Source organism: Thalassospira permensis NBRC 106175 (assembly GCF_000714555.1).
Lineage (GTDB): Bacteria > Pseudomonadota > Alphaproteobacteria > Rhodospirillales > Thalassospiraceae > Thalassospira > Thalassospira xiamenensis.
Genome location: NZ_AUNC01000019.1, coordinates 36,495 through 59,513, shown reverse-complemented (window position 1 = coordinate 59,513; position 23,019 = coordinate 36,495). Strand labels below are relative to the sequence as shown.

At 52.6% G+C, this 23,019-nt stretch carries 21 protein-coding genes; 13 read left to right on the top strand and 8 right to left on the bottom strand.

The genetic code is table 11. The annotated features are described in order from the left end of the window. Positions 1 to 41 precede the first annotated feature (41 nt). On the bottom strand, positions 42 to 1,559 hold the full coding sequence (locus SMB34_RS11100; RefSeq protein ID WP_037990114.1) for a S41 family peptidase: 1,518 nt from the start codon (positions 1,557 to 1,559) through the stop codon (positions 42 to 44). A gap of 323 nt (positions 1,560 to 1,882) precedes the next feature. Between SMB34_RS11100 and SMB34_RS11095 the strand changes: the two genes are divergently transcribed. The 7 genes from SMB34_RS11095 to rsmA all read left to right on the top strand — a co-directional run bounded on the left by SMB34_RS11095 (position 1,883) and on the right by rsmA (position 11,467). Continuing rightward, positions 1,883 to 3,658, top strand: a complete 1,776-nt coding sequence (locus SMB34_RS11095) for an acyl-CoA dehydrogenase (protein WP_037990112.1) — start codon at positions 1,883 to 1,885, stop codon at positions 3,656 to 3,658. Between the two features lie 195 nt (positions 3,659 to 3,853). Next, positions 3,854 to 4,972: an LPS export ABC transporter permease LptF gene (lptF, locus tag SMB34_RS11090; RefSeq protein WP_240478809.1), complete on the top strand. Its 1,119-nt coding sequence runs from the start codon at positions 3,854 to 3,856 to the stop codon at positions 4,970 to 4,972. Beyond that, on the top strand, positions 4,969 to 6,072 hold the full coding sequence (gene lptG / locus SMB34_RS11085; protein ID WP_007090341.1) for an LPS export ABC transporter permease LptG: 1,104 nt from the start codon (positions 4,969 to 4,971) through the stop codon (positions 6,070 to 6,072). Before lptF ends, lptG begins: the two co-directional genes overlap by 4 nt. Before the next feature lie 241 nt (positions 6,073 to 6,313). Then, positions 6,314 to 8,260, top strand: a complete 1,947-nt coding sequence (locus SMB34_RS11080; RefSeq protein ID WP_240478808.1) for an LPS-assembly protein LptD — start codon at positions 6,314 to 6,316, stop codon at positions 8,258 to 8,260. A 12-nt stretch (positions 8,261 to 8,272) separates the two neighbouring features. Continuing rightward, positions 8,273 to 9,544 carry a peptidylprolyl isomerase gene (locus tag SMB34_RS11075; RefSeq protein ID WP_276202146.1) on the top strand — a complete coding sequence of 424 codons (1,272 nt, stop codon included), beginning with the start codon at positions 8,273 to 8,275 and terminating at the stop codon, positions 9,542 to 9,544. A gap of 20 nt (positions 9,545 to 9,564) precedes the next feature. Beyond that, on the top strand, positions 9,565 to 10,596 hold the full coding sequence (gene pdxA, locus SMB34_RS11070) for a 4-hydroxythreonine-4-phosphate dehydrogenase PdxA (protein ID WP_037990104.1): 1,032 nt from the start codon (positions 9,565 to 9,567) through the stop codon (positions 10,594 to 10,596). A 4-nt stretch (positions 10,597 to 10,600) separates the two neighbouring features. Beyond that, complete coding sequence (rsmA, locus tag SMB34_RS11065) at positions 10,601 to 11,467, top strand: 16S rRNA (adenine(1518)-N(6)/adenine(1519)-N(6))-dimethyltransferase RsmA (protein WP_037990101.1); 867 nt, start codon at positions 10,601 to 10,603, stop codon at positions 11,465 to 11,467. A 21-nt stretch (positions 11,468 to 11,488) separates the two neighbouring features. Here the strand turns inward: rsmA and gmk are convergent, their stop codons facing one another. Both gmk and SMB34_RS11055 read right to left on the bottom strand, forming a co-directional pair. Next, entirely contained in the window at positions 11,489 to 12,121 is a 633-nt protein-coding gene (gmk, locus tag SMB34_RS11060; RefSeq protein ID WP_037990126.1) for a guanylate kinase, read from the bottom strand. Between the two features lie 10 nt (positions 12,122 to 12,131). Further along, positions 12,132 to 13,016, bottom strand: coding sequence for a YicC/YloC family endoribonuclease (locus tag SMB34_RS11055; RefSeq protein WP_037990099.1), 885 nt, complete (start codon positions 13,014 to 13,016; stop codon positions 12,132 to 12,134). A 189-nt stretch (positions 13,017 to 13,205) separates the two neighbouring features. Here SMB34_RS11055 and SMB34_RS11050 point away from each other — a divergent pair, with 189 nt between their 5' ends. Then, the gene (locus tag SMB34_RS11050; protein ID WP_037990125.1) at positions 13,206 to 14,030 is read left to right on the top strand and encodes an SDR family NAD(P)-dependent oxidoreductase; all 825 of its coding nucleotides are present in this window, start codon (positions 13,206 to 13,208) and stop codon (positions 14,028 to 14,030) included. A 20-nt stretch (positions 14,031 to 14,050) separates the two neighbouring features. Here the strand turns inward: SMB34_RS11050 and mltG are convergent, their stop codons facing one another. The 5 genes from mltG to fabD all read right to left on the bottom strand — a co-directional run bounded on the left by mltG (position 14,051) and on the right by fabD (position 18,532). Beyond that, positions 14,051 to 15,025 carry an endolytic transglycosylase MltG gene (gene mltG, locus SMB34_RS11045; RefSeq protein WP_037990096.1) on the bottom strand — a complete coding sequence of 325 codons (975 nt, stop codon included), beginning with the start codon at positions 15,023 to 15,025 and terminating at the stop codon, positions 14,051 to 14,053. Positions 15,026 to 15,058: 33 nt separating this feature from the next. Beyond that, entirely contained in the window at positions 15,059 to 16,318 is a 1,260-nt protein-coding gene (gene fabF / locus SMB34_RS11040) for a beta-ketoacyl-ACP synthase II (RefSeq protein WP_037990093.1), read from the bottom strand. 87 nt (positions 16,319 to 16,405) lie between these two features. Further along, on the bottom strand, positions 16,406 to 16,642 hold the full coding sequence (locus SMB34_RS11035) for an acyl carrier protein (protein WP_007090351.1): 237 nt from the start codon (positions 16,640 to 16,642) through the stop codon (positions 16,406 to 16,408). Positions 16,643 to 16,811: 169 nt separating this feature from the next. Further along, a complete protein-coding gene (gene fabG, locus SMB34_RS11030; RefSeq protein WP_037990091.1) occupies positions 16,812 to 17,552 on the bottom strand; it encodes a 3-oxoacyl-[acyl-carrier-protein] reductase in 741 nt (246 codons plus the stop codon). A 38-nt stretch (positions 17,553 to 17,590) separates the two neighbouring features. Further along, positions 17,591 to 18,532: an ACP S-malonyltransferase gene (fabD, locus tag SMB34_RS11025; protein WP_037990088.1), complete on the bottom strand. Its 942-nt coding sequence runs from the start codon at positions 18,530 to 18,532 to the stop codon at positions 17,591 to 17,593. 531 nt (positions 18,533 to 19,063) lie between these two features. Here fabD and rpsF point away from each other — a divergent pair. From rpsF to SMB34_RS11000, 5 genes are all read left to right on the top strand, one after another. Further along, the gene (gene rpsF / locus SMB34_RS11020; RefSeq protein ID WP_007090354.1) at positions 19,064 to 19,441 is read left to right on the top strand and encodes a 30S ribosomal protein S6; all 378 of its coding nucleotides are present in this window, start codon (positions 19,064 to 19,066) and stop codon (positions 19,439 to 19,441) included. Positions 19,442 to 19,463: 22 nt separating this feature from the next. Then, positions 19,464 to 19,697: a 30S ribosomal protein S18 gene (gene rpsR, locus SMB34_RS11015; protein WP_007090355.1), complete on the top strand. Its 234-nt coding sequence runs from the start codon at positions 19,464 to 19,466 to the stop codon at positions 19,695 to 19,697. Positions 19,698 to 19,744: 47 nt separating this feature from the next. After that, positions 19,745 to 20,683 (top strand): DUF2232 domain-containing protein, encoded by a 939-nt coding sequence (locus SMB34_RS11010; protein WP_037990085.1) that lies wholly within the window; start codon positions 19,745 to 19,747, stop codon positions 20,681 to 20,683. Next, the gene (gene rplI, locus SMB34_RS11005) at positions 20,683 to 21,288 is read left to right on the top strand and encodes a 50S ribosomal protein L9 (RefSeq protein ID WP_007090357.1); all 606 of its coding nucleotides are present in this window, start codon (positions 20,683 to 20,685) and stop codon (positions 21,286 to 21,288) included. The genes SMB34_RS11010 and rplI overlap by 1 nt, the downstream gene beginning before the upstream one ends. Before the next feature lie 187 nt (positions 21,289 to 21,475). Next, the gene (locus SMB34_RS11000; RefSeq protein WP_007090358.1) at positions 21,476 to 23,014 is read left to right on the top strand and encodes a replicative DNA helicase; all 1,539 of its coding nucleotides are present in this window, start codon (positions 21,476 to 21,478) and stop codon (positions 23,012 to 23,014) included. Positions 23,015 to 23,019: the final 5 nt, after the last annotated feature.

Genomic DNA, 23,019 nt, shown 5'->3' with positions numbered 1-23,019 from the left:
CGGCCTTTTGCAGGGCCGCGTTTTTTGACAATTTATCGCAATTAGAGCCCCGCGCGCAAAAGTGGCTCCACCTGATCCCTATACACAGCAAGCTTACCGTCACTGAAATAGCCCACGGCACATTCAAGAACAGTATCGCGCTGCAATTCCTTGGCTTTGGCCTCGCCATCGCCTTCGGCGTCCAACGGGTTATCATTTGTTGCAGATTTGCCGATACGGGTAACCTCTATATCGCGTTCGCAACTTGCTGCATCCATTGATGCAAGAACCTTGCGCGGATCGCGGCGACGCGGCGGCAAGGCGTGCTCAAGATCAACCTCCCGCTCGAACTCTTCGGCATCAGGAAGTTTGACTTCGATATCCGGGACAACACCATTGCCCTGGACGATGTGGTTTTCCGGCGTCGTGTAATAACCAGTCGTGATTTTAAGACCACCGCCAGAAGTCAACGGCATGATGCGTTGCATTGAACCTTTACCAAACGACTGTTCGCCGATGATGACACCTCGCCCGTTTTCACGCAGGGCGGCCGCCATCAATTCGGCGCCCGACGCCGATCCACGGTCAAGCAGAATAGCCATGGGCGCACCGTCAAAATAATCGCTGCTGTCTGCTTCATAGCTGCGCAATTTACGTTCGCCCCGCCCTTCGGTCGCAACAATCAGCCCCTTGCTCAGGAATTGATCGGCGATATCAGCGGCACTATCAAGCAATCCACCCGGGTTGCGTCGCAAATCAACGATTACGCCCCGTGGTGACCCAATCCTGTTTTCCAGCATTTCAAGATATTCGCGTGTCTGATCCAATGTGCTGGCATCAAAACGCGACACACGGATGTAGGCCAAATCGTTATCGATGATTGATGCGGTAACCGACGGCACCTCGATCCGTGCACGTTTCACGGTGACGTCAAAGTTTTCCTGCTTGCGCTGTATCGACAGTGTCACCGGGTCGCCGATGCGACCGCGCATAAGACGGACAGCCTCGGCTATAGGCTCGCCCTTCATTTCATGACCATCAATATGCGTGATCCTGTCATTGGGTTGCAGGCCAGCCCGTGCGGCAGGTGTATCGTCAATCGGTGACACGATACGGATCAGCTTGTCCTCGTCCTGCGAAATCACGATGCCAACACCGGCAAAACTTCCCTCGGTACTTTCCTGCAAACGGCGGAACATATCGTCGGTCATATATGCGCTATGCGGGTCCAAGTCGTGCAGGCTTTCGTCGAGTACAGCACCAACGATGCCGTCTGGCGTGTGATCATCAGTTTCAAGATTTGGCAAACTGGCAATCGCACGCTCGACAAACGCCGGGCGATCAATATTTTCCACATAGGTATCGGAGAGAACCTGAACCGCTTCGACGAACAGTTTATCGGCGCGATCATATTGGTCGCTGGTCGCACTTTCGTCGACATAGTCGCGGTAGGCATCCAGAAACTGCTGTTCATCATCGCTTGGCCAAACCGGACCGGCACACGCCACCAACCTCGTTCCGGCAAATGAAATCACCACCGCAAGCAAAATTGGTAATATTCCTTTGCGCAGCACCGCCATACTCCTGTGTTTTCTTGTTCTTCAGATCGTGTTCCGATCACCGGAAGGGCAGTCTAGCTTGCCAAAGCCCGAATGGCGACCCTGCAACGGTTTTCACACCTGATTTATATCGGAACCATTATATATTACCGCCAGTAGTGCGGCGCAACACTCACTGGTTTTCCAGAAGAACATCCAACTAATAGCTTAGAGTAATTTGGTACTTTCAGAAGGAAACAGACTCGATCTTCTCCCGCCTTGTGATTATGCTATATAGCAACAAAGCCCCGAAACGAGGGCGATACCGAGCGGGCGCCTCACAATTCAGGGAGACGTCTTTTTCCATGAGCGACTATACGCCACCACTCCATGATCTGCGGTTCCTGATCCACAATGTGATCGGTTTGCAAACCGTTTCGGATATCCCGGCCTTCGCAGAAACCAGTCCGGACCTTGTCGATGCCATTCTTGAAGAAGCAGGGAAACTGGCTTCTGGCGTACTGGCGCCCTTAAACCGTATTGGGGATCAGGAAGGTTCGGTTCTTCAAACTGATGGCCATGTTAGAACTCCGACCGGCTGGAAGGATGCCTATGATAAATTCTGTGAAGGCGGCTGGCAGGGCATAAGCGCCCCGCAGACCGAGGGCGGCATGGGGTTGCCGTTGCTTTTAGGTGCCGCCGTAGGAGAGCTTTGGCATTCAGCGAATATGGCCTTTGCCCTGTGCCCCATGCTTACCGCCGGCGCCATTGAACTTCTGACCGCACATGGATCGGACGAGCAACGCGCAATTTATCTGTCACGCATGATAAGTGGCGAATGGACCGGCACCATGAACCTTACCGAACCGCAGGCCGGTTCCGACCTTTCAAAGGTTCGCAGCACGGCCGAGCCAGAAGATGACGGTTCGTACCGGATTACCGGACAAAAGATTTTTATCACCTATGGCGATCACGAGATGACAAGCAACATAGTTCATCTTGTGCTTGCCCGGACACCGGACGCGCCAAACGGGGTCAAAGGTATATCGCTATTCATTGTGCCGAAATTCGTTGTGAACGCCGATGGCACACCAGGTGAGCGTAACGATGTGAAATGTGTATCACTCGAACATAAGCTTGGTATCCATGGAAGCCCGACCGCTGTTCTTTCCTTTGGAGACAACGGGGGTGCCAAGGGTTATCTGGTCGGACACAAAGGCCACGGTTTGGCTTGCATGTTCACAATGATGAACAACGCCCGTCTCGCTGTCGGGCAACAGGGCGTCGCGATTTCAGAACGCGCCTATCAGCAAGCTGTATCCTACGCACGCGATCGCAAACAGGGGAAATCTCCGACGACCGGGCAGGATGAAAGCATCATTCATCTCGGCGACGTCCAGCGCATGCTGATCCGAATGCGCTCAACCGCCGAAGCCGCCCGCGCGCTTTCACTTTATGCCGCGGCGCAACTTGATATTGCTCATCATCATGAAGACGAAAATGAACGCACGAAGGCGCAAACGCGCGCAAACCTTCTGATCCCAATGGTCAAGGGGTGGTCAACGGATCTGGGCGTGGAAAACGCATCCCTTGGCATTCAGGTTCATGGCGGTATGGGCTTTATCGAGGAAACAGGCGCAGCCCAGCATCTGCGTGACGCGCGAATTGCCCCAATTTACGAAGGCACAAATGGCATTCAGGCACTGGATCTGATCGGCCGGAAGCTACTTCGTGATAATGGAGCCGCGGTGCGGTCACTGATTACCGAAATGCGTATGTCTGTATCCAAGCCGCATCTTGATGACAATTTGTCTAAAGCGGCGCGGATGTTCGCCCATGCTATCGATCAACTGGAACAAACCACAAAAGATATCCTCTCCAGGTGCAAAAACTCATCTGGCCTCGCTCAGGCTATCGCCTCCCCCTACCTCCGGCAGACTTCGATTTGTGTGGCAGGTTGGTTAATGTTCCGCTCTTTGGAAAAACTGACCGATAGCGACATTGAAAAGGGCTTTGCCAAAGCAAAGGGCCTAAGCTGTAACTTCTTTTTGGCGCAAATCGTTCCCGAAGCCGATTTCATGGCACAGCAGATCGCCAATACGCGACACGAATTGCTGCATGAAACCGCGCCATTATTCTGACACAGCGTTGGCGTTGAAATCCCCCAACCTCTTCCGGAACAGATTCTCCAGGAGAGGTTGCTTTCGCCTTTAACGGCAATCGTTTGCAGCATACTCCACCACAATCAGCCAGCCCCGTCGCGTAACAGTGTAATTGCCGGGATTTCCCCCTAATTTCCTGTTTCGGTTTTTGAACGCTTCTCTATAATCCGGCCAATGAATCGTTTAACCCGATATATGCTGAAACAGCAGTTCATCATGATGGTGTTTGTGACACTTGGCTTGCTATGTGTCATTTGGCTGTCGCAAAGCCTGCGTTTCATTGAAATGATTGTGAACCGCGGCCTTTCGGTATCGGTATTTTTGCAGCTAACATCTCTGCTGCTTCCAAGCTTTTTGGCGATTATTTTACCGATCTCGCTCTTTTTCGTTGTAGTTTTCACATATAACAAACTTATTCAGGACCGCGAGTTGATCGTTATGCGATCCGCCGGGTTAAGCCAGTGGGCTCTTGCAAAACCGACACTCATACTAGCATTGCTGACCGCCGCTTTCGGTTATTTCCTGACGCTGTTTTATCTGCCTTACAGCTACCAGCAATTCAAAGAACTGCAGTTCTCAATCCGCAACGATTTCTCATCCGTTTTGCTGCAGGAAGGCAGCTTTACCGACCTTGACGGTCTGACAGTCTATATCCGGGAAGTCGGGCAGGATAACGAGCTACTTGGCATTCTTGTACATGACGCCAGAGATCCAAACAAACAGGCCACAATGATGGCCAAGAATGGTGCTCTCGTTCGCACGGAAAATGGTCCGCGGATCGTATTGCTTGATGGAAACCGCCAGGAAGTCAACACAAAGGACGGCACGATGTCGATCCTCTATTTTGACCGCTATGCTGTCGATATTGCGCATAATGCAGAAGATCCGGCCCTTCGTTACAAAGAAGCGCGTGAACGAAGCGTATCCAATCTTCTAACAACCATGCCGCCTGATGTTTTGCCGAATGACATTGGCTCATTTCGCGCTGAAGGACATGATCGGCTACTTTCACCGCTATACTCCATCGGCTTTGCAAGCATTGCACTGGCAGTTCTGGTTTCAAGCAGCTTCTCTCGCAGGGGGCAGACCGGGCGCCTTTTATTTGCGATTGCAATTATGATCGTCTTCCAGGTGATCAGCATTACAATGAAGAACCTTGCAGCAAAGAATCCCGACCTTGTCCCCCTTATGTATTTGAATGCGCTTCTTCCAATCGCAGGGGGCCTCTACTGGACATTCCGCGGACCGCAAATCCGTGCGAAGGCTGGAAGCCGGGACGAGGTTCCAGTATGAGAATCTCACCAACCCTCACCTGGTATTTCGGCAAACATGTTCTGATATCGATTCTGGGAATTCTCGCCCTTTTGATCGGATTGATCCTGATCGGCGATACAATCGAATTGCTGCGTCGCGCCGGTGGACGCCCAGATGCGACGGTTGGTATCGTATTTCAAATGGCAACCAGTCGAATTCCATTCATGACAGAGAAGGTCCTGCCGTTTGCTGTCTTGTTCGGATCGATGTTTTCGTTCTGGAAGCTTACTGGCAATCAGGAGCTTGTCGTCACACGTGCAGCAGGTGTTTCTGCCTGGCAATTCCTACTTCCGCCAATCATGTGCGCGATTTTACTAGGCTCCATTCAGGTTATGGCGCTTAATCCGCTATCTTCAATTTTGCTACAAAGATACGAAACGCTCGAGGCCCGATATCTTCAGGGCAACAGCAGTGTCATGAATCTCTCGTCAAACGGATTATGGCTGCGTCAGGGCACGCAGGATGGACAGGCCGTAATATATGCCCGCGAAGTTCGTGGGCAGGCAACAGATAGAGTTGACTTGCGGAACGTCACCGTTTTCCGTTTTCAGAATGCGGATGATTTCACAACCAGAATTGATGCGCAGCGTGCAGTTCTCGAGCCCGGCACATGGCGTTTCTATGACGCATGGACCTTCCATCCGGGACAGACTAGTGAGTTTTCATCCGAATTGATGTTGCCCACAAATCTGACCGCACGAAAAATCCAGGACAGTTTTGCGTCTCCCGAAACGATGTCGTTTTGGGACCTGAAGCCGTTTATCAACCTTCTGGAACGCGCCGGCTTCAACGCAACCCGCCATCGCATCCATTTTCACAGCTTGCTGTCGCGTCCATTGCTGCTTTGCGCAATGGTTCTGATTGCCGCTGCATTCTGTCTTAAATTTTCTCGACGTCGCCGCGCATCTCTTGTTATCGGTGGGGGTGTCGCGACCGGTTTCATTCTTTATTTTTGTACCGATGTCATTTCAGCACTTGGCGTTTCAGGTGGAATCCCGCCCGTCTTGTCGGCTTGGGCACCTGCAGGTATATCTTTGCTATTGGGAGTTTCCACCTTGCTTCATCTGGAGGACGGCTAGCTGAATGGCTCATACAGGGGGAATGATTAAAAGACTGGCAACGGGGACCATCCTGGGCTGTGCATTTGCTTTGGCCGGAACATATTCGATTGCCGCCAAGGCACAGCAGTCCGATGAAGTGACCACTGCAAACGACGAACAGTCCAAGATTCTTTTCAGTGCGGATGAAGTTGACTATAACCGGGAACTTCAAACGGTAACAGCGCGCGGCAATGTCGAAATCTCGCGGGATGGTCGTATTTTGCTGGCAGATACAGTCAGCTATGACAGATCACAGGACGTGCTGACGGCGTCTGGCAATGTCAGTATTACCGAACCAACCGGTGAAGTGACGTTTGCAAGTCATGTCGAACTCTCGGGTGATTTCAAGGAAGGCATTGTTGAAGACATTTATGTTCTTCTTGATGAAAACACTCGAATTGCCGGTACCGGCGCGCGCAGAAGCGGCGGGAATTTTACCGAAATTGCCAAGGCGGTTTACTCTCCTTGCAAGGTTTGCGAAGACGATCCGGAAACACCACCGCTTTGGCGCATCAAAGCAGCCCGTGTTCTTCACGATGCCAAAGAAAAAACCGTGGAATACGAAGATGCCCGACTGGAATTTGCAGGAATTCCGGTTCTTTATTCGCCGTATTTCCAGCATCCTGATCCAACAGTTAAACGTCAATCAGGTCTTTTGGCACCATCTTTTGGTAGCACGAGTTATGTCGGATCGTTCTTCGAATTGCCCTATTATTGGGCTATTGATCAAAGCAAGGATCTGACCCTTCGTCCTATCTACACAACGGACGAAGGCCCGGTTCTCGCCAGTGAGTATCGCCAACGCTTTGACAGCGGTGAAATGGACGTTGTCAGTAGTGTTACCAGTGACGATACGGACGACTTTCAGGGGCACATTGATGCAAAAGGCCGCTTTGACATCGATAAAACATGGCGGTGGGGATTTGATGCAGAACAAGCTTCTGAAAAGACCTATATGAGCCGATATGGTTTTGGCTCACCATCTGTTTTGACCTCCAACCTGTTTACCGAGGGTTTCAGAGGGGCCAGTTATAGCCGTGTCGACGGCTATTATTTCCAGGGACTAAAGGCTGAAGATGATCGGGATACGACACCCATCATCTTGCCACACGCACAATTCCACGGTCAAACGGCTCCGGCGAAATATGGCAGTTACACCACCCTTGATTTGGATGCCTTGTCACTCACCCGGGAAGAAGGGGCGGATTCTCATCGCCTTTCCGCCAAAGCAGGCTGGGCACTACCCTATATCGGATCACTTGGGGACGTAACAAAGCTCTCGATATCCATTCGCACCGACAATTACATGGTTTCGGATGTATCAAGAGACGGTCAACAGGATTACAACGGATATGCAGGCCGAATTCTTCCATTGGTAGCCGTCGACTGGAACATGCCATTTGTGAACAATCAGGGCAGCTACCATCATATCATCAAACCGATTGTCATGGCCGCATGGTCACCAAACGGTGGAAACCCGGACGAGATTCCGAATGAAGACTCCCAGTCATTCGAGTTTGATGACATCAATATTTTCTCACATGACAGATATAGTGGCCTTGACCGTGCAGAAGACGGTTTTAGAACCAGCTACGGCCTTGAATGGGGGGTCTACGGTGAGGAAGGAGGATATACCAGTGCCATGTTCGGCCAAAGCTATCGCGCCAACAAGGGCGATACCTTTGAAGAAGGCACTGGCCTCGAAGATCATCTGTCGGATTATGTCGGCAGAGTAACCGTCTCTCCAAACAAATATGTCGACCTGACCTATCGCTTCAGGCTTGATAATGAAGATTTCTCGACACGCCGAAATCAGGTATCAGCAGGTTTGGGTGAAAAGGAAACGTTACGCCTTAATCTGGATTACGTTCACTTTGCAGAAGATGCTGGCAGTGATGAGTTCGGGCAACGAGAAGAACTTTATTTCCGTGCAGAGCGCCAGTTCAGCGAGTTCTGGTCGGGGATGGCATATAGTCGCTATGATCTTGATCAGAACGACCCTCTTGAATACGGTTTCGGCTTTGTTTACGAAGACGAATGCTTCGTGTTTGACGGACGGGTCAGAAGAACATTCTACGAAGATCAGGACCTTGGTCAGTCGGATGAGATTCTTTTCCGACTGGTATTCAAAACACTTGGCGAATTTGCGTCAGCAGCCGGATTATAAGGCAGTATAACTTTGCATAGCACCAGACTTTCTCATCTCGTCGCAGCAATTGCTGTCATGCTTTTTGCTGCTGTTTCGATATCGACAGCAAGAGCTCAAAGCACGATCGGCGTCGCAGCTGTCGTCAATGATGCCCCGATTTCGGTGGTCGATCTGGTAGAACGTATCAAGCTTGTCGCTGCCTCTTCCAATATTCCGATGAGCCCGCAACGAAGCCAGGAGATGGCACCACAGATTTTACAGCAGCTGATCAATGAAAAGCTGCAACTGCAGGAATCTGAACGTCGCGGCTTTGAGGTGACGGACGCAGATATTGATCGCGCCAAAACCCTGATCGAGCAAAATTCAGGATTGCCAAAGGGGGGGCTTGACCAGTTTCTGGCTCAGAATGGTATCGCACCAGAAACCATAAGAAACCAGATCCGTCCCCAAATTGCATGGCAGAAACTTTTGGGTTCCATGCGTCGCGAAATCGAGATTTCCGATACAGAAATTGATGACAACCTCGAACGTATTCGCAGCAACCAGGGCAAGCCGCGTAACAATGTTCAGGAAATTTTCCTGCCTGTCGATAATCCGCAGGACGAAACCAAAGTTTACCAGAATGCCCGCGAGGTGATCCGGGCCCTTGAACAGGGGGCTAATTTTGGCGGCCTGGCGAGACAGTTTTCGGCAAGCTCAAGTGCAGCAAACGGTGGTAACCTTGGCTGGCTTTATTCTGGTGAAATGGCCGGAGAATTGCAGCAGGCCATTAACCAGATGCAGCCGGGCGATGTAAGTGATCCTATCAGAACCATTCGCGGATATTACATCCTGAAACTGCTTGAACGCCGTCGGGGAGATGCCAACGCCCTGACAGATGTCCGGCTTGATCTATATCAGCTCTTTGTTCCGATTGCAGCCAACACGCCCCAAGATGAGGTCAACTCCAAACTTGGTATCCTGCAAAATGCCAAAGAAACTGCCGATAGTTGCCAATCACTGGCAAATGTAGCGGTTGACCTTGGTTCGGACATGAGCGGAAAGACCGAAGGCATATCACCAAACGATCTTGCAGGGCCTGTACGCAATGCCGTCGCAAATCTGGATAAAGGCGGTATTTCCGATCTGATCAAGGTTGATGGCGGTGCCCTGCTTGTCATGGTTTGCGACAAGACAGAAGAAAGTACTCTTCCGGATCGGGAAAGCATCCGCCAACGTCTTGAAATGGAACGCCTCGAAATTCTGGCGCGCCGTAAACTGCGTGAATTGCGCCGCAATGCGTTTATCGATATCCGGATGTAATCCGGAAAGGACGCCAACCGATGAGCAACATCAAGCCGATTGCAATGACACTGGGAGAACCGGGCGGCATCGGCCCGGAGCTCGCCCTCAAGGCGTGGCTGTCGCGCAAAGACCATGTACTTCCTCCATTTTTCATTCTCAGTCCCAAGACAATCATGGATCAAACCATCGAAAGTCTTGGGCTGCGGGTAAAAACCAAGGTGATAAACGAGGTCAGCCAAACAGGTAAGTTCTTCGAGGACGCCCTTCCGGTTTTTGAAATCCCCGGCACAGCGCAAGATATCAAACATGGAACGGCATCCAGCAAAACCGCATCTATTGTCATAGACAGCATTAACCATGCCGTTAACTTGACGCGATCAGGAACAGCAAGTGCTGTGGTAACCAACCCGATTCAGAAGAGCGCGCTTTATCAGGCCGGTTTCAAACATCCCGGCCATACCGAATTTCTGGCAGAGCTTTCTGGTCCGGGCACCATCCCGGTTATGATGTTGGCCAATAGTCAATTGCGCGTCGTACCGATGACAATCCACATCGCCCTTTCGGAAGTGCCAAAGCAACTTACCAGTGAAATGATCAAACAATTGGTCCGCATCACGTCAAAGTCGTTGCAACGGGATTTTGGGCTGGAAAAACCAAGGCTTGCGATTGCCGGATTAAACCCGCATGCAGGTGAAGATGGATCAATGGGCGACGAAGAAATCAGGATAATACGTCCTGCCATAAAGGCATTGCAGAATGAGGGGTTTGATGTCGTTGGGCCCCTCCCCGCAGATACCATGTTCCATGCCGAGGCACGTGCAAACTACGATGTCGCCCTATGTTCCTATCATGATCAGGCTCTGATTCCGGTCAAAACACTTGATTTCCATGGCGGTGTGAACGTCACGCTAGGATTGCCCTTTATCAGAACGTCCCCTGATCACGGGACGGCTCTTGATATCGCAGGTAAAGGCATCGCACGGCCTGACAGCCTGATCGCGGCCATCAAAATGGCGGCTGAGATGGCACATAAACGAGTAGCCGGCAACGCTGCCTCACAAGGAGCCTGACATCGTGTCAGACCAGAACAACGAAACCACCAGCCTTGCCAATGATGGGCTTCCACCCTTGCGCGACGTCATTGCAACGCATGAACTGTCCGCGCAGAAGAAGTTTGGCCAGAATTTCCTTTTTGATCTGAACCTGACCGGGCGGATCGCGCGCGCGGCTGCACCACTGGATGACGCAACCGTAATTGAAATCGGTCCAGGCCCCGGTGGTCTGACACGCGCCTTGCTTTATCATGGCGCAAAGAACTTGACGGTTATCGAACGTGATCCCCGTTGCCAACCGGTTCTTGAACAAATCAGCAATCACTATCCGGGGGCGCTTCATGTGATCGATGGGGATGCGCTTGACGTTGATGTTACGTCACTCGGCCCGGCTCCGCGAAAGATTGTCGCCAACCTTCCCTATAACGTGGGTACGCAACTTTTGCTGGGTTGGCTGATGCAGATTGATCAGTTTGCCAGCCTGACCTTGATGTTCCAGAAAGAAGTCGCAGAGCGCGTTGTCGCCGCCCCGAAAAGCAAGGCCTATGGCCGCCTTTCGGTCCTGTGCCAGTATTTATGTGACTGCCAGATACTTTTTGATGTGCACCGTAGTGCCTTCACCCCACCGCCCAAGGTAACCTCAGCTGTCGTTCAACTGCGTCCCAAAACAGATCGCGGCGAAGCTGTAAATCTTGTCAGTCTGGGCAAGATCACACAGGCAGCCTTTGGCCAAAGGCGCAAGATGCTGCGCGCCAGCCTGAAGACATTGAACATGGATGTCGGAATGTTGTTGGAACGTGCACAAATTACAGAGACAGCACGTGCAGAAGAATTAAGTGTAGCCGATTTCGTTCGACTAACACTTGTTCATGACGAAATGGCCGCCTGATCAGGCGACCATTTCGGATCATCAATCTGTCAAAAGCTTTTTAACGAACCCCGGCAGTTGGGATTGGCGTTCGCGTTTAACGCGTTCTGCACCAATGATATGTTGTACATCGGCAAGACAACGTTCAAGGTCATCATTGATCAGAACATAGTCAAATTCTTCCCAATGGCTGATTTCGGCACCGGCTTTTGCCATACGCTTCATGATCACATCATCAGCATCCTGTCCCCGATCACGAAGACGGCGTTCAAGCTCGGCCGACGAGGGCGGCAGGATGAAGACAGAAACAACATCATCCCCACCCTTCTCGCGTATTTGCCGCGCGCCTTGCCAGTCAATGTCAAACAGAACATCGTGGCCTTCGGAAAGCGCCTTTTCGACCGGGCAGCTAGGCGTGCCATAATAGTTGCCAAACACTTCCGCCCATTCCAGCAATTCATCATCGGCGATCATATGCTTGAAGGCATCAACGGATTTGAAGAAGTAGTGTATCCCTTCTTCCTCGCCCGGACGCGCTGCACGTGTTGTCGCAGAAACCGAAAGAGAAATCTGGCTGTCTTTTTCCAAAATCTGGCGTGTGATCGTGGTTTTCCCTGCCCCTGAAGGGGCACAGAATACCAGCATAACACCACGACGTTTTGCCTGATCCGTCATCGGATTGTCCTTATTCAACGTTCTGAACCTGCTCGCGCAGTTGATCGATTATGACCTTAAGCTCCATGCCGCAATTGGTCAGTTCGATATCATTCGCCTTGGAACAGAGCGTATTGGCTTCACGATTGAATTCCTGACATTGGAAATCAAGTTTACGGCCAATCGCACCGCCTTTTTGGATCATGTCGCGTGCGGCGATGATATGGGCTTTAAGTCGATCGATTTCCTCCCGAACATCCGCCTTGGTCGCAAGCAAAGCTGCTTCCTGATGAAGCCGTTCGGGATCGAACTTGCCTGTTTCCATCAGCTCATCGATCTGACGCTTGAGCTTTGCCTTGATCGCATCGCTTCGAACGGACGCGCAATTTTCAGCTCTCAGGACGGTTTCCTCGATACGATCAATATGACCGCGCAGCATTTCGTCAAGCTTCGCTCCTTCTTCGGCACGATGTGCTGCCAATTGATCAAGCGCCTCGCCAAAACTTTCAAGGATCGCGGCATCCAGATTTTCGCGACTGTCGTCGTCTTCCTGCTGTTCGACCGCTTCGAGAACGCCTCGCACATTCATCAAATCTGCAATCGTCCCGGCCGAAAGACTACTGGCGCGATCAAATTCTTCGGCCAGCGCAACCAATTCGGCAAGTAGATCGCGGTTAATACGATAGGCACTGGTTTCCCCGGGGCGGACAACATTTAACGTGACCCCCATATTGCCTCGCTTGAACCGTTTGACGACGGCGTCTCGTACAACAGGCTCCAGACGTTCAAAGCCGCCGCTAAGACGCGTACGAACGTCCAATCCCTTGCCATTGACACTGCGAAGCTCCCAGGTCCAGCCAAAGCCTTCTGCACCGCCGTCGGTGCGGGCGAACCCGGTCATGCTTGATACGGTCATATTCTTATCCAGTCTGAATTGTCGGTTGCCCGTTTATAACGGTTGTGCCTCGGCGCGCCAAGGGATTGTCGTTTGATGATCGATCATCAAGACAGACAGTTATTGCCCGCATTTCATAATGCTGCCCTAATGCTGTCCCATGTTCCGCGCGAACAATTCGGAACACGTCCAACGGGATCACGAGCAACCATGTCACTGCAATACCACGCCATCCTGATTACCGGTGCCAGCTCGGGCATCGGGGCCGCCCTTGCGCGTCACTATGCCCGCACCGGGGTCACCCTGTTTATCAGCGGCCGGGACCAAACACGTTTGAAACTGGTCGAAAATGAATGCCGCGCGGCAGGGGCAAATGTATTTGCCGATGTGCTTGATGTGACCGAACGCGAAACGATGGCTGAATATGTTACCAAATGCGACCAGATTATACCGCTGAGCCTGATTATCACCAATGCGGGTATTTCAGCCGGAACCGGCAGCGAGGGTGAAGACCCCGATCAGGTACGCGATATTTTTGCAACCAATGTTGCGGGTGTTCTCAACACGATTGATCCTGCCATCGCCTTCATGTCCGCACGTAGGCACGGCCAGATCGCACTGGTTTCATCGCAGGCATCTTGGCGTGGTCTTCCGTCCGCCCCGGCTTACTGTGCCAGCAAGGCCGCCGTAAGGACGTATGGCGAAGGACTCCGGGGTGCCCTTGCCCCCTTCGGGATAAAGGTGAATGTGATTTGTCCGGGATTTGTCAAAAGCCGCATTACCGATGCCAACGACTTCCCCATGCCATTCTTCATGCAGGCCAACAAGGCAGCAATCAAGATTGATAAAGGCCTGTCGAAGAACAAGGGAATGATCGCGTTTCCCTGGCAAATGAACATTCTGGTTGGTGTTCTGAAAATGGTCCCGCAATCACTGCTGGACATGGTGGCATCGCGCATCCCGCGAAAGGCATCGAAAAGCCAAACGCGCGAAAGACTGGCATCAACGTCCGAACATATACAGCCGCGTCAATAAAAACGGGGATAACCAGTTACTTATTGGCGATCCCGGATGCGGCGCCAACGCGCGACATTGCGGTTATGCTCGTCCAAAGTCCGGGCAAAGGCATGACCGCCCGTTCCATCCGCGACGAAATAAACCTCGTCAGTTTCGGCAGGATGCAAAACGGCATAGATCGCGTCACGTCCAGGATTTGTTATCGGTCCCGGTGGTAACCCAGATGACACATAAGTATTGTAGGGACTATCGAATTTCAAATCAGCACGCGTCAAGGCACGGTCAAGCGGTTTATCCGGGCTGATTGCATAAGCGACCGTCGGATCGGACTGCAAACGCATATTCATTCTGAGCCGGTTGACAAAAACCCCCGCAACACGTGGACGTTCCGCAGCAACACCGGTTTCCCGTTCTACAATCGATGCCAGAACAATTGCTTCTTCGATCGTATCATATGGCAGATTGGCTTTTCGTCCCGGCCATAACTGGGTTACCAGCGCATCATGTGCTGCTGCCATACGATCAATGATGCTTTGTTTCGTGTCACCGAACGAAAACTGATAGGTCTCTGGCAGAAGGATACCATCAGGCGGAACATCAGGAATTTCACCAATGAGACCATCTACAAGATTGATACGGGTGACGATCTCGCTTGAGCGAAGCCCTTCAGGGATCGTCACAAACCGTTTTACAGTATCGCCGGTCGCAAGAATTTCTGCAGCCTGTTTGGGGCTGACACGTGCAGGAAAATGATATTCTCCTGCGCGCAATGCCCGATCAAGCCCGGCGATGCGGACGCCAAGCAGAAACACAAGCGGTTCCTGAATAATATTTTGGCGGCGAAAGATGTCCGCAATCCCGCGAACACCGGTACCCTGCGGAATGACAATATCACTGCCCTGTGCCAGCTTGCTGGGCGATGTATACTGCACATAAACATACACCGCCGCCCCACCAATGGTGAGCGCGGCGGTGATGCATAAAAAGCCAAGAACAAGCAGAAAACGCTTCAAGGGGTTTCCCTCTGTCAGGTTGAATCTGCTGTCTTAAACGCCTTTGAAGACCAGCGAAGCATTGGTACCGCCAAAGCCGAACGAGTTCGACAGGGCGACATTGACCTTGCGTTTCTTCGCTTCAAGCGGAACCAGATCAATTCCGAGGCAAGCTTCGGAAGGATTGCGCAGGTTCAGGGTCGGCGGAACAATACCTTCATGGATTGCAAGGATCGAGAACACAGCCTCGATCGCACCTGCTGCGCCAAGAAGATGGCCCGTTGCCGATTTGGTCGAGGACATCGAAAGTTTCGATACCGAATCCCCGAACAGACGTTTTACCGCACCGAGTTCGATTTCATCACCCAACGGAGTCGACGTACCATGTGCGTTCACATAATCGACGTCTTCCGGGTTAACGCCCGCATTGCGAAGGGCATTGCGCATCGAACGGAAACCACCATTGCCGTCTTCGGCAGGTGCCGTGATGTGATAAGCGTCGCCCGACATGCCATAACCGGCAACTTCGGCATAGATTCTAGCGCCACGGGCTTTGGCGTGCTCGTATTCTTCAAGCACCACACAACCGGCACCTTCCCCCATGACAAAACCGTCACGGCCCTGATCCCAGGGGCGCGATGCTTCGGTCGGGGTATCGTTGTAACCGGTGGACAAGGCACGCGCCGCAGCAAAGCCCGCCATACCCAACCGGCAAACAGCGGCTTCAGCCCCCCCGGCAACCATAACATCGGCATCGCCCAGCATGATCATGCGCGATGCGTCGCCAATGGCGTGCGCACCGGTTGAACATGCCGTAACGACAGCATGGTTCGGGCCTTTAAGGCCATGTTTGATCGAAACCTGGCCGGAAACCAGATTGATCAGGCAGGACGGAATGAAGAATGGGCTGACACGGCGGGTTTTGCCGTTATTCACCAGCTCCGTGGCTTCGGAGATCTTCGGTAAACCACCAATACCCGAACCGATCAAAACACCAGTATTTTCCTGGTCTTCATCAGTTTCGGGCTTCCAGCCGGAATCGGCCAGTGCCTGATCGGCAGCGGCAACACCATAGACGATGAAATCGTCCATTTTTTTCATGTCTTTGATCGAGACATGATCTTCCGCGTTGAAAAGTCCGTCACCCACACCGCGCGGCACAAGGCCAGCGATCTTGGCCGGGATATCGGACACATCGAAAGTGTCGATGCTTTTGATTCCGGATTGGCCGTCCAGCAATTTCTGCCAGGTGTTCTGTGCGCCGCTGGCAAGCGGAGTAACAGCACCAATACCGGTAACAACTACGCGTCTCATCCCGCACTACGCCTTTATTTTATGAATACAGCAAAGACGAAAAGGGCGCCTGAGGATGCCCTCTGGCGCCCATGTCTCACGGCAAGATTAGCCGTTCGCCTTTTCGATGAAGTCGATCGCGTCTTTAACGGTCAGAATTTTTTCTGCTGCGTCATCAGGAATTTCGCAACCGAATTCTTCTTCAAACGCCATGACCAGCTCGACAGTGTCCAGGCTGTCGGCGCCCAGATCGTCGATGAAGCTTGCGTTTTCGGTGACCTTGTCTTCCTCAACACCGAGGTGCTCGACAACGATCTTCTTCACGCGATCTGCGACATCACTCATAGCTCAAATCCTTCAATAGGTTTTCTGTTAGTTGGTTTTGATTGGTTCTTCGCGCCTTCCCCCTATTGAAGGAATTTGCGAGGACCGGAATCCGACAACCGCAATTGCCGGTTTCGTGATTTTCTATAGCGGCCTCTTTTAAACAGAAAAGCAAGCAACCCGCAACGGGTTAAATCATCGCCATTCCGCCATTCACATGCAAGGTCTGCCCCGTGACATAAGCGGCTTCGTCGCTTGCCAGATACAGAACCGCTGCTGCGATCTCTTTGCTTTCCCCCATGCGCCCGGCAGGAACATTGGCCAGAAGCTTTTCTTTCTGTCCGTCATCAAGCTCGTCAGTCATCGCCGTGGTAATGAACCCCGGTGCAACACAGTTAACAGTAATTCCGCGCGATGCAACTTCCTGTGCCAAGGATTTTGACCATCCGATCATTCCGGCCTTCGCTGCCGAATAGTTGGCCTGGCCCGGATTCCCTGTCACACCAACGATCGAGGTAATATTGATAATACGGCCATGACGGCGTTTCATCATCCCGCGCAACGAGTTCCGCGCAAGCTTGAAAGCAGCCGTCAAGTTCACATCGAGAACCGCCTGCCAGTCTTCGTCTTTCATGCGCATCGCGAGCTGATCACGGGTAATACCAGCATTATTGACCAGAATGTCAAGCTGACCGCCAAGGGCTTCTTCGGCATCCTTGATCAGACCGGCAACCGATTCCTGATCAGAAAGGTTACCCGGAACGACAACAGCATTTTCACCAATTTCCGCAGCAACAGCCTGAAGGCGTTCTACGCGCGTGCCCGAAAGAGCAACCTTTGCACCGGCCGCAGCCAGAATTTTGGCAATTTCACCGCCGATACCACCAGTCGCGCCGGTTACAAGTGCGGTCTTGCCTGCAAGATCAAACATCAATCTATCCCTTTGGGTTCGTCTGTTTCGAGCAACGCTTAAAGCGTGCCGAGGAAGCTTTCGATATCGGCCGGGCCGTTAACGGCCAAACCGGTAAGATCACGGTCGATACGGCGAACCATACCACTCAAAACTTTACCCGCGCCCAGCTCCACCAGATCGGTGATACCCTGCTCTTTCATATAAAGAACAGACTCACGCCAGCGCACGGTTCCGCAAACCTGCTCCACAAGGAGTTTACGAATGGTTTCCGGATCAGCAGTTTTTTCCGCAATCACGTTTGCGACAACCGGTTTACCGGGGGCATTCATCGCCACAGACGCCAGTGCTTCGGCCATACGGTCTGCAGCCGGTTGCATCAACGGGCAATGGAACGGTGCCGATACCGGCAGCAAAACAGCGCGTTTTGCACCCTTTTCCTTGGCTATCTCGATCGCGCGCTCAACGGCCGCCTTATGGCCCGAAACAACAACCTGTCCGTCGGCATTGTCATTTGCAGCGGTACAGACATCACCTTGCGCAGCTTCTTCGGCAACAGCAACGGCGTCGACATAGTTAAGCCCCAGAAGAGCTGCCATCGCGCCGACACCAACCGGCACAGCGGCCTGCATCGCCTGCCCGCGAATTTTCAGAAGGCGAGCCGCATCTGCAATCCCAAAGGTGCCTGCAGCTGCAAGGGCCGAATATTCACCCAGCGAATGGCCCGCAACCAGATCACATTTATCTGCAAGCTTGAAACCGCCTTCGGATTCAAGAACACGGGTAACCGCAAGACTGACAGCCATCAGAGCAGGCTGCGCATTCTCCGTCAGCGTCAATTCGTTTTCAGGACCTTCGAACATCAGGGTGCTGAGTTTCTGCGAAAGAGCGTCATCAACTTCCTGAAAAACTTCGCGGGCAACCGGAAATGCATCTGCCAGTTCCTTGCCCATACCTACCGCTTGCGACCCCTGACCGGGGAAAACGAATGCGCGTGTCATTATGTGTAATTTACCCTTGTCTGCTTTCGTAAGGACCCGGTTCGGTCAGATCCCTTTTTTCGAGCTACCCTTGATACTGCCCGCAAGCCCTGTGTCAAGAACAGACGACATTGTCATGCGACTTTCCGTCGCTTTGTTGCCCGAAAGGTAACAGACTTGCCAAACGCCGAAAACAAAACCTTGTTGCGCAGTGCAACGTGGCCTGTTTGCTTCCGGCGCGTTCTTGCCCGCAAAGCATCAAGCATCCAACCTGATATATACAAGTGCTATTCAATTCTGTACTGAATGACACAAAAGGCCGGTTTTCTGCGGTTTACCACTATTAAAGAACGATCAATACCCATACCGTTCAAGATGGCAGGTTTCGCGCGGTTTTCAGCAGAAGTTTGATGGGGCATTTACGGTTGCATGCCCTGTGGAAAAGTGTATATTCCGCCGTCTCACGGCTCCTTGCCGGGGTTGCCCGGCTATGCCTGCATGGCACGAGGTCATGCGAGGAAGAGACAAGCCAAAAGGAGTAATAGGAGTATTATGAATAAGTACGAGAGCGTGTTTATCGCACGTCAGGACTTCTCGACCGCACAGGTCGAAGCCCTGAATGAAAAACTGGCCCAGACCGTTGAAGGTCTTGGTGGCAAAATTGCCAAAACCGAATATTGGGGCCTGCGTTCCCTGACATACCGTGTCAAGAAGAACCGCAAAGGTCACTATACTCTCTTCCAGATCGAAGCCGACAACGCCACGATCGCGGAATACGAGCGTCAGATGCGCCTGAACGAGGACGTTCTGCGTCAGATGACTGTCAAGGTTGAAGAGTTCGAAGAAGAACAGTCAGCCATTCTGCGTAACCGCGACGAGCGCGGCGGTCGTGGCGGTAATCGCCGTGGCGGTCCCCGTCAGCACGGCTAACAGATAGCGAGGAGAATTTATTATGGCTGGACGTCGTCTGTTTTTCCGTCGCCGCAAAACCTGCCCGTTCTCGGGTGCGGATGCGCCGAAGATTGACTACAAAGATGTCAAACTGCTGCAGCGTTTCGTTTCGGAACGCGGCAAAATCGTTCCGAGCCGTATCACTGCGGTTTCGGCCAAGAAACAGCGCGAACTGGCGAAAGCCATTAAACGTGCCCGTTTCCTGGCGCTGCTGCCGTATTCAGATCAGGTCTGAGGCAGTCGGCAAGAGACCCTCTTGCGGTCTCGGGCCTGGAGTAACTGATGTCGCGTAACATTTTAATGGCAGTCGGTGCAGGTTTGGGCAGTTCTGTCCTTTTCCTGCTTGTATTGTCAGGTAATCCGCTGGCTCTGTTGCTTTCATATTTCGGGCACCTGCCACTTTTTCTTATCGGATTGTGGCAAGGTCCAAAACGCCTGCTGGTTGCGGCAATTGCCGCATGTAGTGCCCTTGTTCTACTGGGGGGACTGCTGCCTTTCACGGTCTTTATGGTCGTGTTTGCCGGACCGGCGATGTTGTTGACCCGCATGGCGCTGGTCATCCGCAAGGACGAAACCGGGAAACCGGGCTTTGTTCCGACCGGAATAGTGGTAAGCGCCATGGCCGTCATGATTGCAATGGTGATGATTGTCATCACCGGCAGCGTAACGGCGGAAGGTTTGGACATCCAGGAATTCATTTCGCAGTTCCTGGGTCAGATGTATTCAGAAATGGGGGTCCCTATGACGCCCGAACTTCAGAATATCATCGACATGTTCCAAACGTATTTCCCGGCGATTGTGGCGGTAAGCTGGCTTCTTATGCTGTTTGCCAATGCTGCGATCGCACAGGCAATTCTGGTGCGGTCCGGTCGCAATTTGCGTCCGTCGCCCGATCTGGCCTCGATGGCCTTGCCTGGATGGTCACTGTTTGCGTTCGCCTTGGCTGGATTTCTGGTCGGCTTTGCCGATGGATCTTTGGCCTATGTGGCGCGAAACGTCGCGGTGGTGCTGGCAGTGCCGTTCCTGATGCAGGGATTGGCACTGGTGCACGGGCAGGCAGCCCGTTGGCCGCAAAAACGTATGATACTGACGGTATTCTATATCGTCGCGGTTCTGTCCACATGGTCGTTTATCGCGATCACGGGACTTGGAATTGTTGAGCATTTAATCAGGCTGCGGGGGAAACAACCGATGACCCGTAGCAATGAGGAGGATCGGTGATGGAAGTTATTCTGCTCCAGCGGGTAGAAAAACTCGGTCAGATGGGTGACGTAGTCACCGTCAAGCCGGGCCATGCCCGCAACCGTTTGCTTCCGAAGGGCATGGCCCTTCGCGCAAACAAAGCAAATCTGGCAGTTTTCGAAGCTAAAAAAGCACAGCTCGAAGCTGACAACCTTGACCGCCGCAAAGAAGCCGAAGCGGTTGCCGAGAACATGGGCGACGTTGCTGTCACCCTCGTTCGTCAGGCATCCGATGTTGGTCACCTTTACGGTTCGGTTACCGCACGTGATATCTCGAACGCGGTTACCGAAGCAGGCTTTACCGTTGCGCGCACTCAGGTCGTTCTTGATCAGCCGATCAAGACCCTTGGTCTGCACCAGGTCAAAATCAACCTGCACCCGGAAGTTTCCGTTGAAGTGACCGCCAACGTCGCACGTTCCGAAGAAGATGCCGTCGAGCAGCTTCGTAAGGGCGGCGCCGTTCTGGGCACCATCGACGAAATGGAAGCCGAAGAAGCTCTGGAAGCTGCTGAAGAACTCTTCGAAGAAGACGTTCCGGAAGACTTTGCTGACGAAGCTGAAGGCGAAGAAGAAGCCAACGTTTAATCGTTGCCTTCCATTCAAAGCCAGTTTGGAAACGGCGTATCCGCAAGGATGCGCCGTTTTCTTATGGTTTTGTAATATATTTCAGCTTTTTACACAGAAGGCGACCTCTGCGCTTGCGGAATACCGGCTATGAGTTATACCGATTAGCCCTTTCAGCCCAACAAGATGACTGATACCTTTTTACGCCATGACTGATCCCCAGCTAGATGCCCTGTTCGCACCCCTCGAAGAAAACCACGGTGGCAACACTGAAATGGTGCTCGAACGGACTCCGCCTCATAACTTCGAGGCAGAGGCAGCACTGCTTGGCGCCATCCTGAACAATAACGCCGCTTACGAACGCGTTTCAGATATTCTGCGTCCCGAACATTTCGCGGACGCCCGCCATGGCCGTATTTTTGAAGCCTGCGGCAAATTGATCGAACGCGGTCAGCTAGCCAACCCGGTGACCCTGTCGGCGTTCTTTCGGCAGGACGAACATCTGGCTGAAATCGGTGGCGCGCAATATCTGGCCGAACTGTCAAACAACCTTGTCTCGGTTATCAATGCCGGCGATTACGGCAAACTGGTATACGACCTGTATCTGCGCCGCGAACTGATTGAAATCGGCGAAGACACCGTCAACGAGGCCTATCGCTACGAAATCGAAACTGACGCCGCCAACCAGATTGAGAAAGCCGAACAGAAACTTTTCTCTCTGGCGACGGCGGGTGCTGCTGAATCCGGTTTCGTTGCATTCGGCCCTGCCCTGACCAAGGCATACGAAAATATTGAACACGCCTATAAAAACGCCGGAAAGGTTGTTGGTGTAACCACTGGCCTGCGCGATATCGACCGTAAGCTTGGCGGTCTGCACGCTTCTGACTTGCTGATCCTTGCCGGACGTCCATCAATGGGTAAAACCGCGCTTGCAATGAACGTGGCATTTAACGCCGCCATTGCATCGCATCAGAACCGAAAAACCGGTGCCGAGGCGGGCGACGAGCTCAAGACCGGCGCTGTCGCGGTTTTCTCGCTCGAGATGGCGGCAGAACAGCTGGCTGGGCGACTTCTGTCCCAGGCGGCCGAGGTTTCGGGCGACAACATGCGCCGCGGCGATTTGAACGAAGACGATTTCCAGCGTCTTGTGGTTGCCACTCAGGAACTCAATACCGTTCCGCTTTATATCGATGATACGCCGGCTCTTCCGGTTTCGACCCTGCGCACACGTTGCCGCCGCCTGAAACGTCAGCACGGCCTTGCGATGATCGTCGTCGATTACCTGCAACTTCTGGCACCGCCAACCAACTTCCGCGGCGATGGCCGCGTACAGGAAGTTTCCGAAATCACCCGTATGCTAAAGGCAATCGCCAAGGAACTCGAAGTTCCGGTTCTAGCCCTGTCGCAGCTTTCACGTGCCGTCGAACAGCGCGAAGACAAACGTCCGCAGCTGTCGGATTTGCGTGAATCGGGCTCGATCGAGCAGGACGCCGACGTTGTGATGTTCATTTACCGTGAACAATATTATCTCGAACGTGCAGAACCGGCACAACGTCCGGAAGAAGCTACCGACAAGTTCGGCGAACGTTACTCCCAGTGGCAGGATCGCCTGAACCACGTCTATAACACAGCAGAAGTCATTATCGCCAAACAGCGTCACGGCCCGGTGGGCAACGTACGCCTGTTCTTTGACGGGAACTACACCAAGTTTGGCGACCTTGACCATATCGAAGAAGAATATGAATAGGCCTT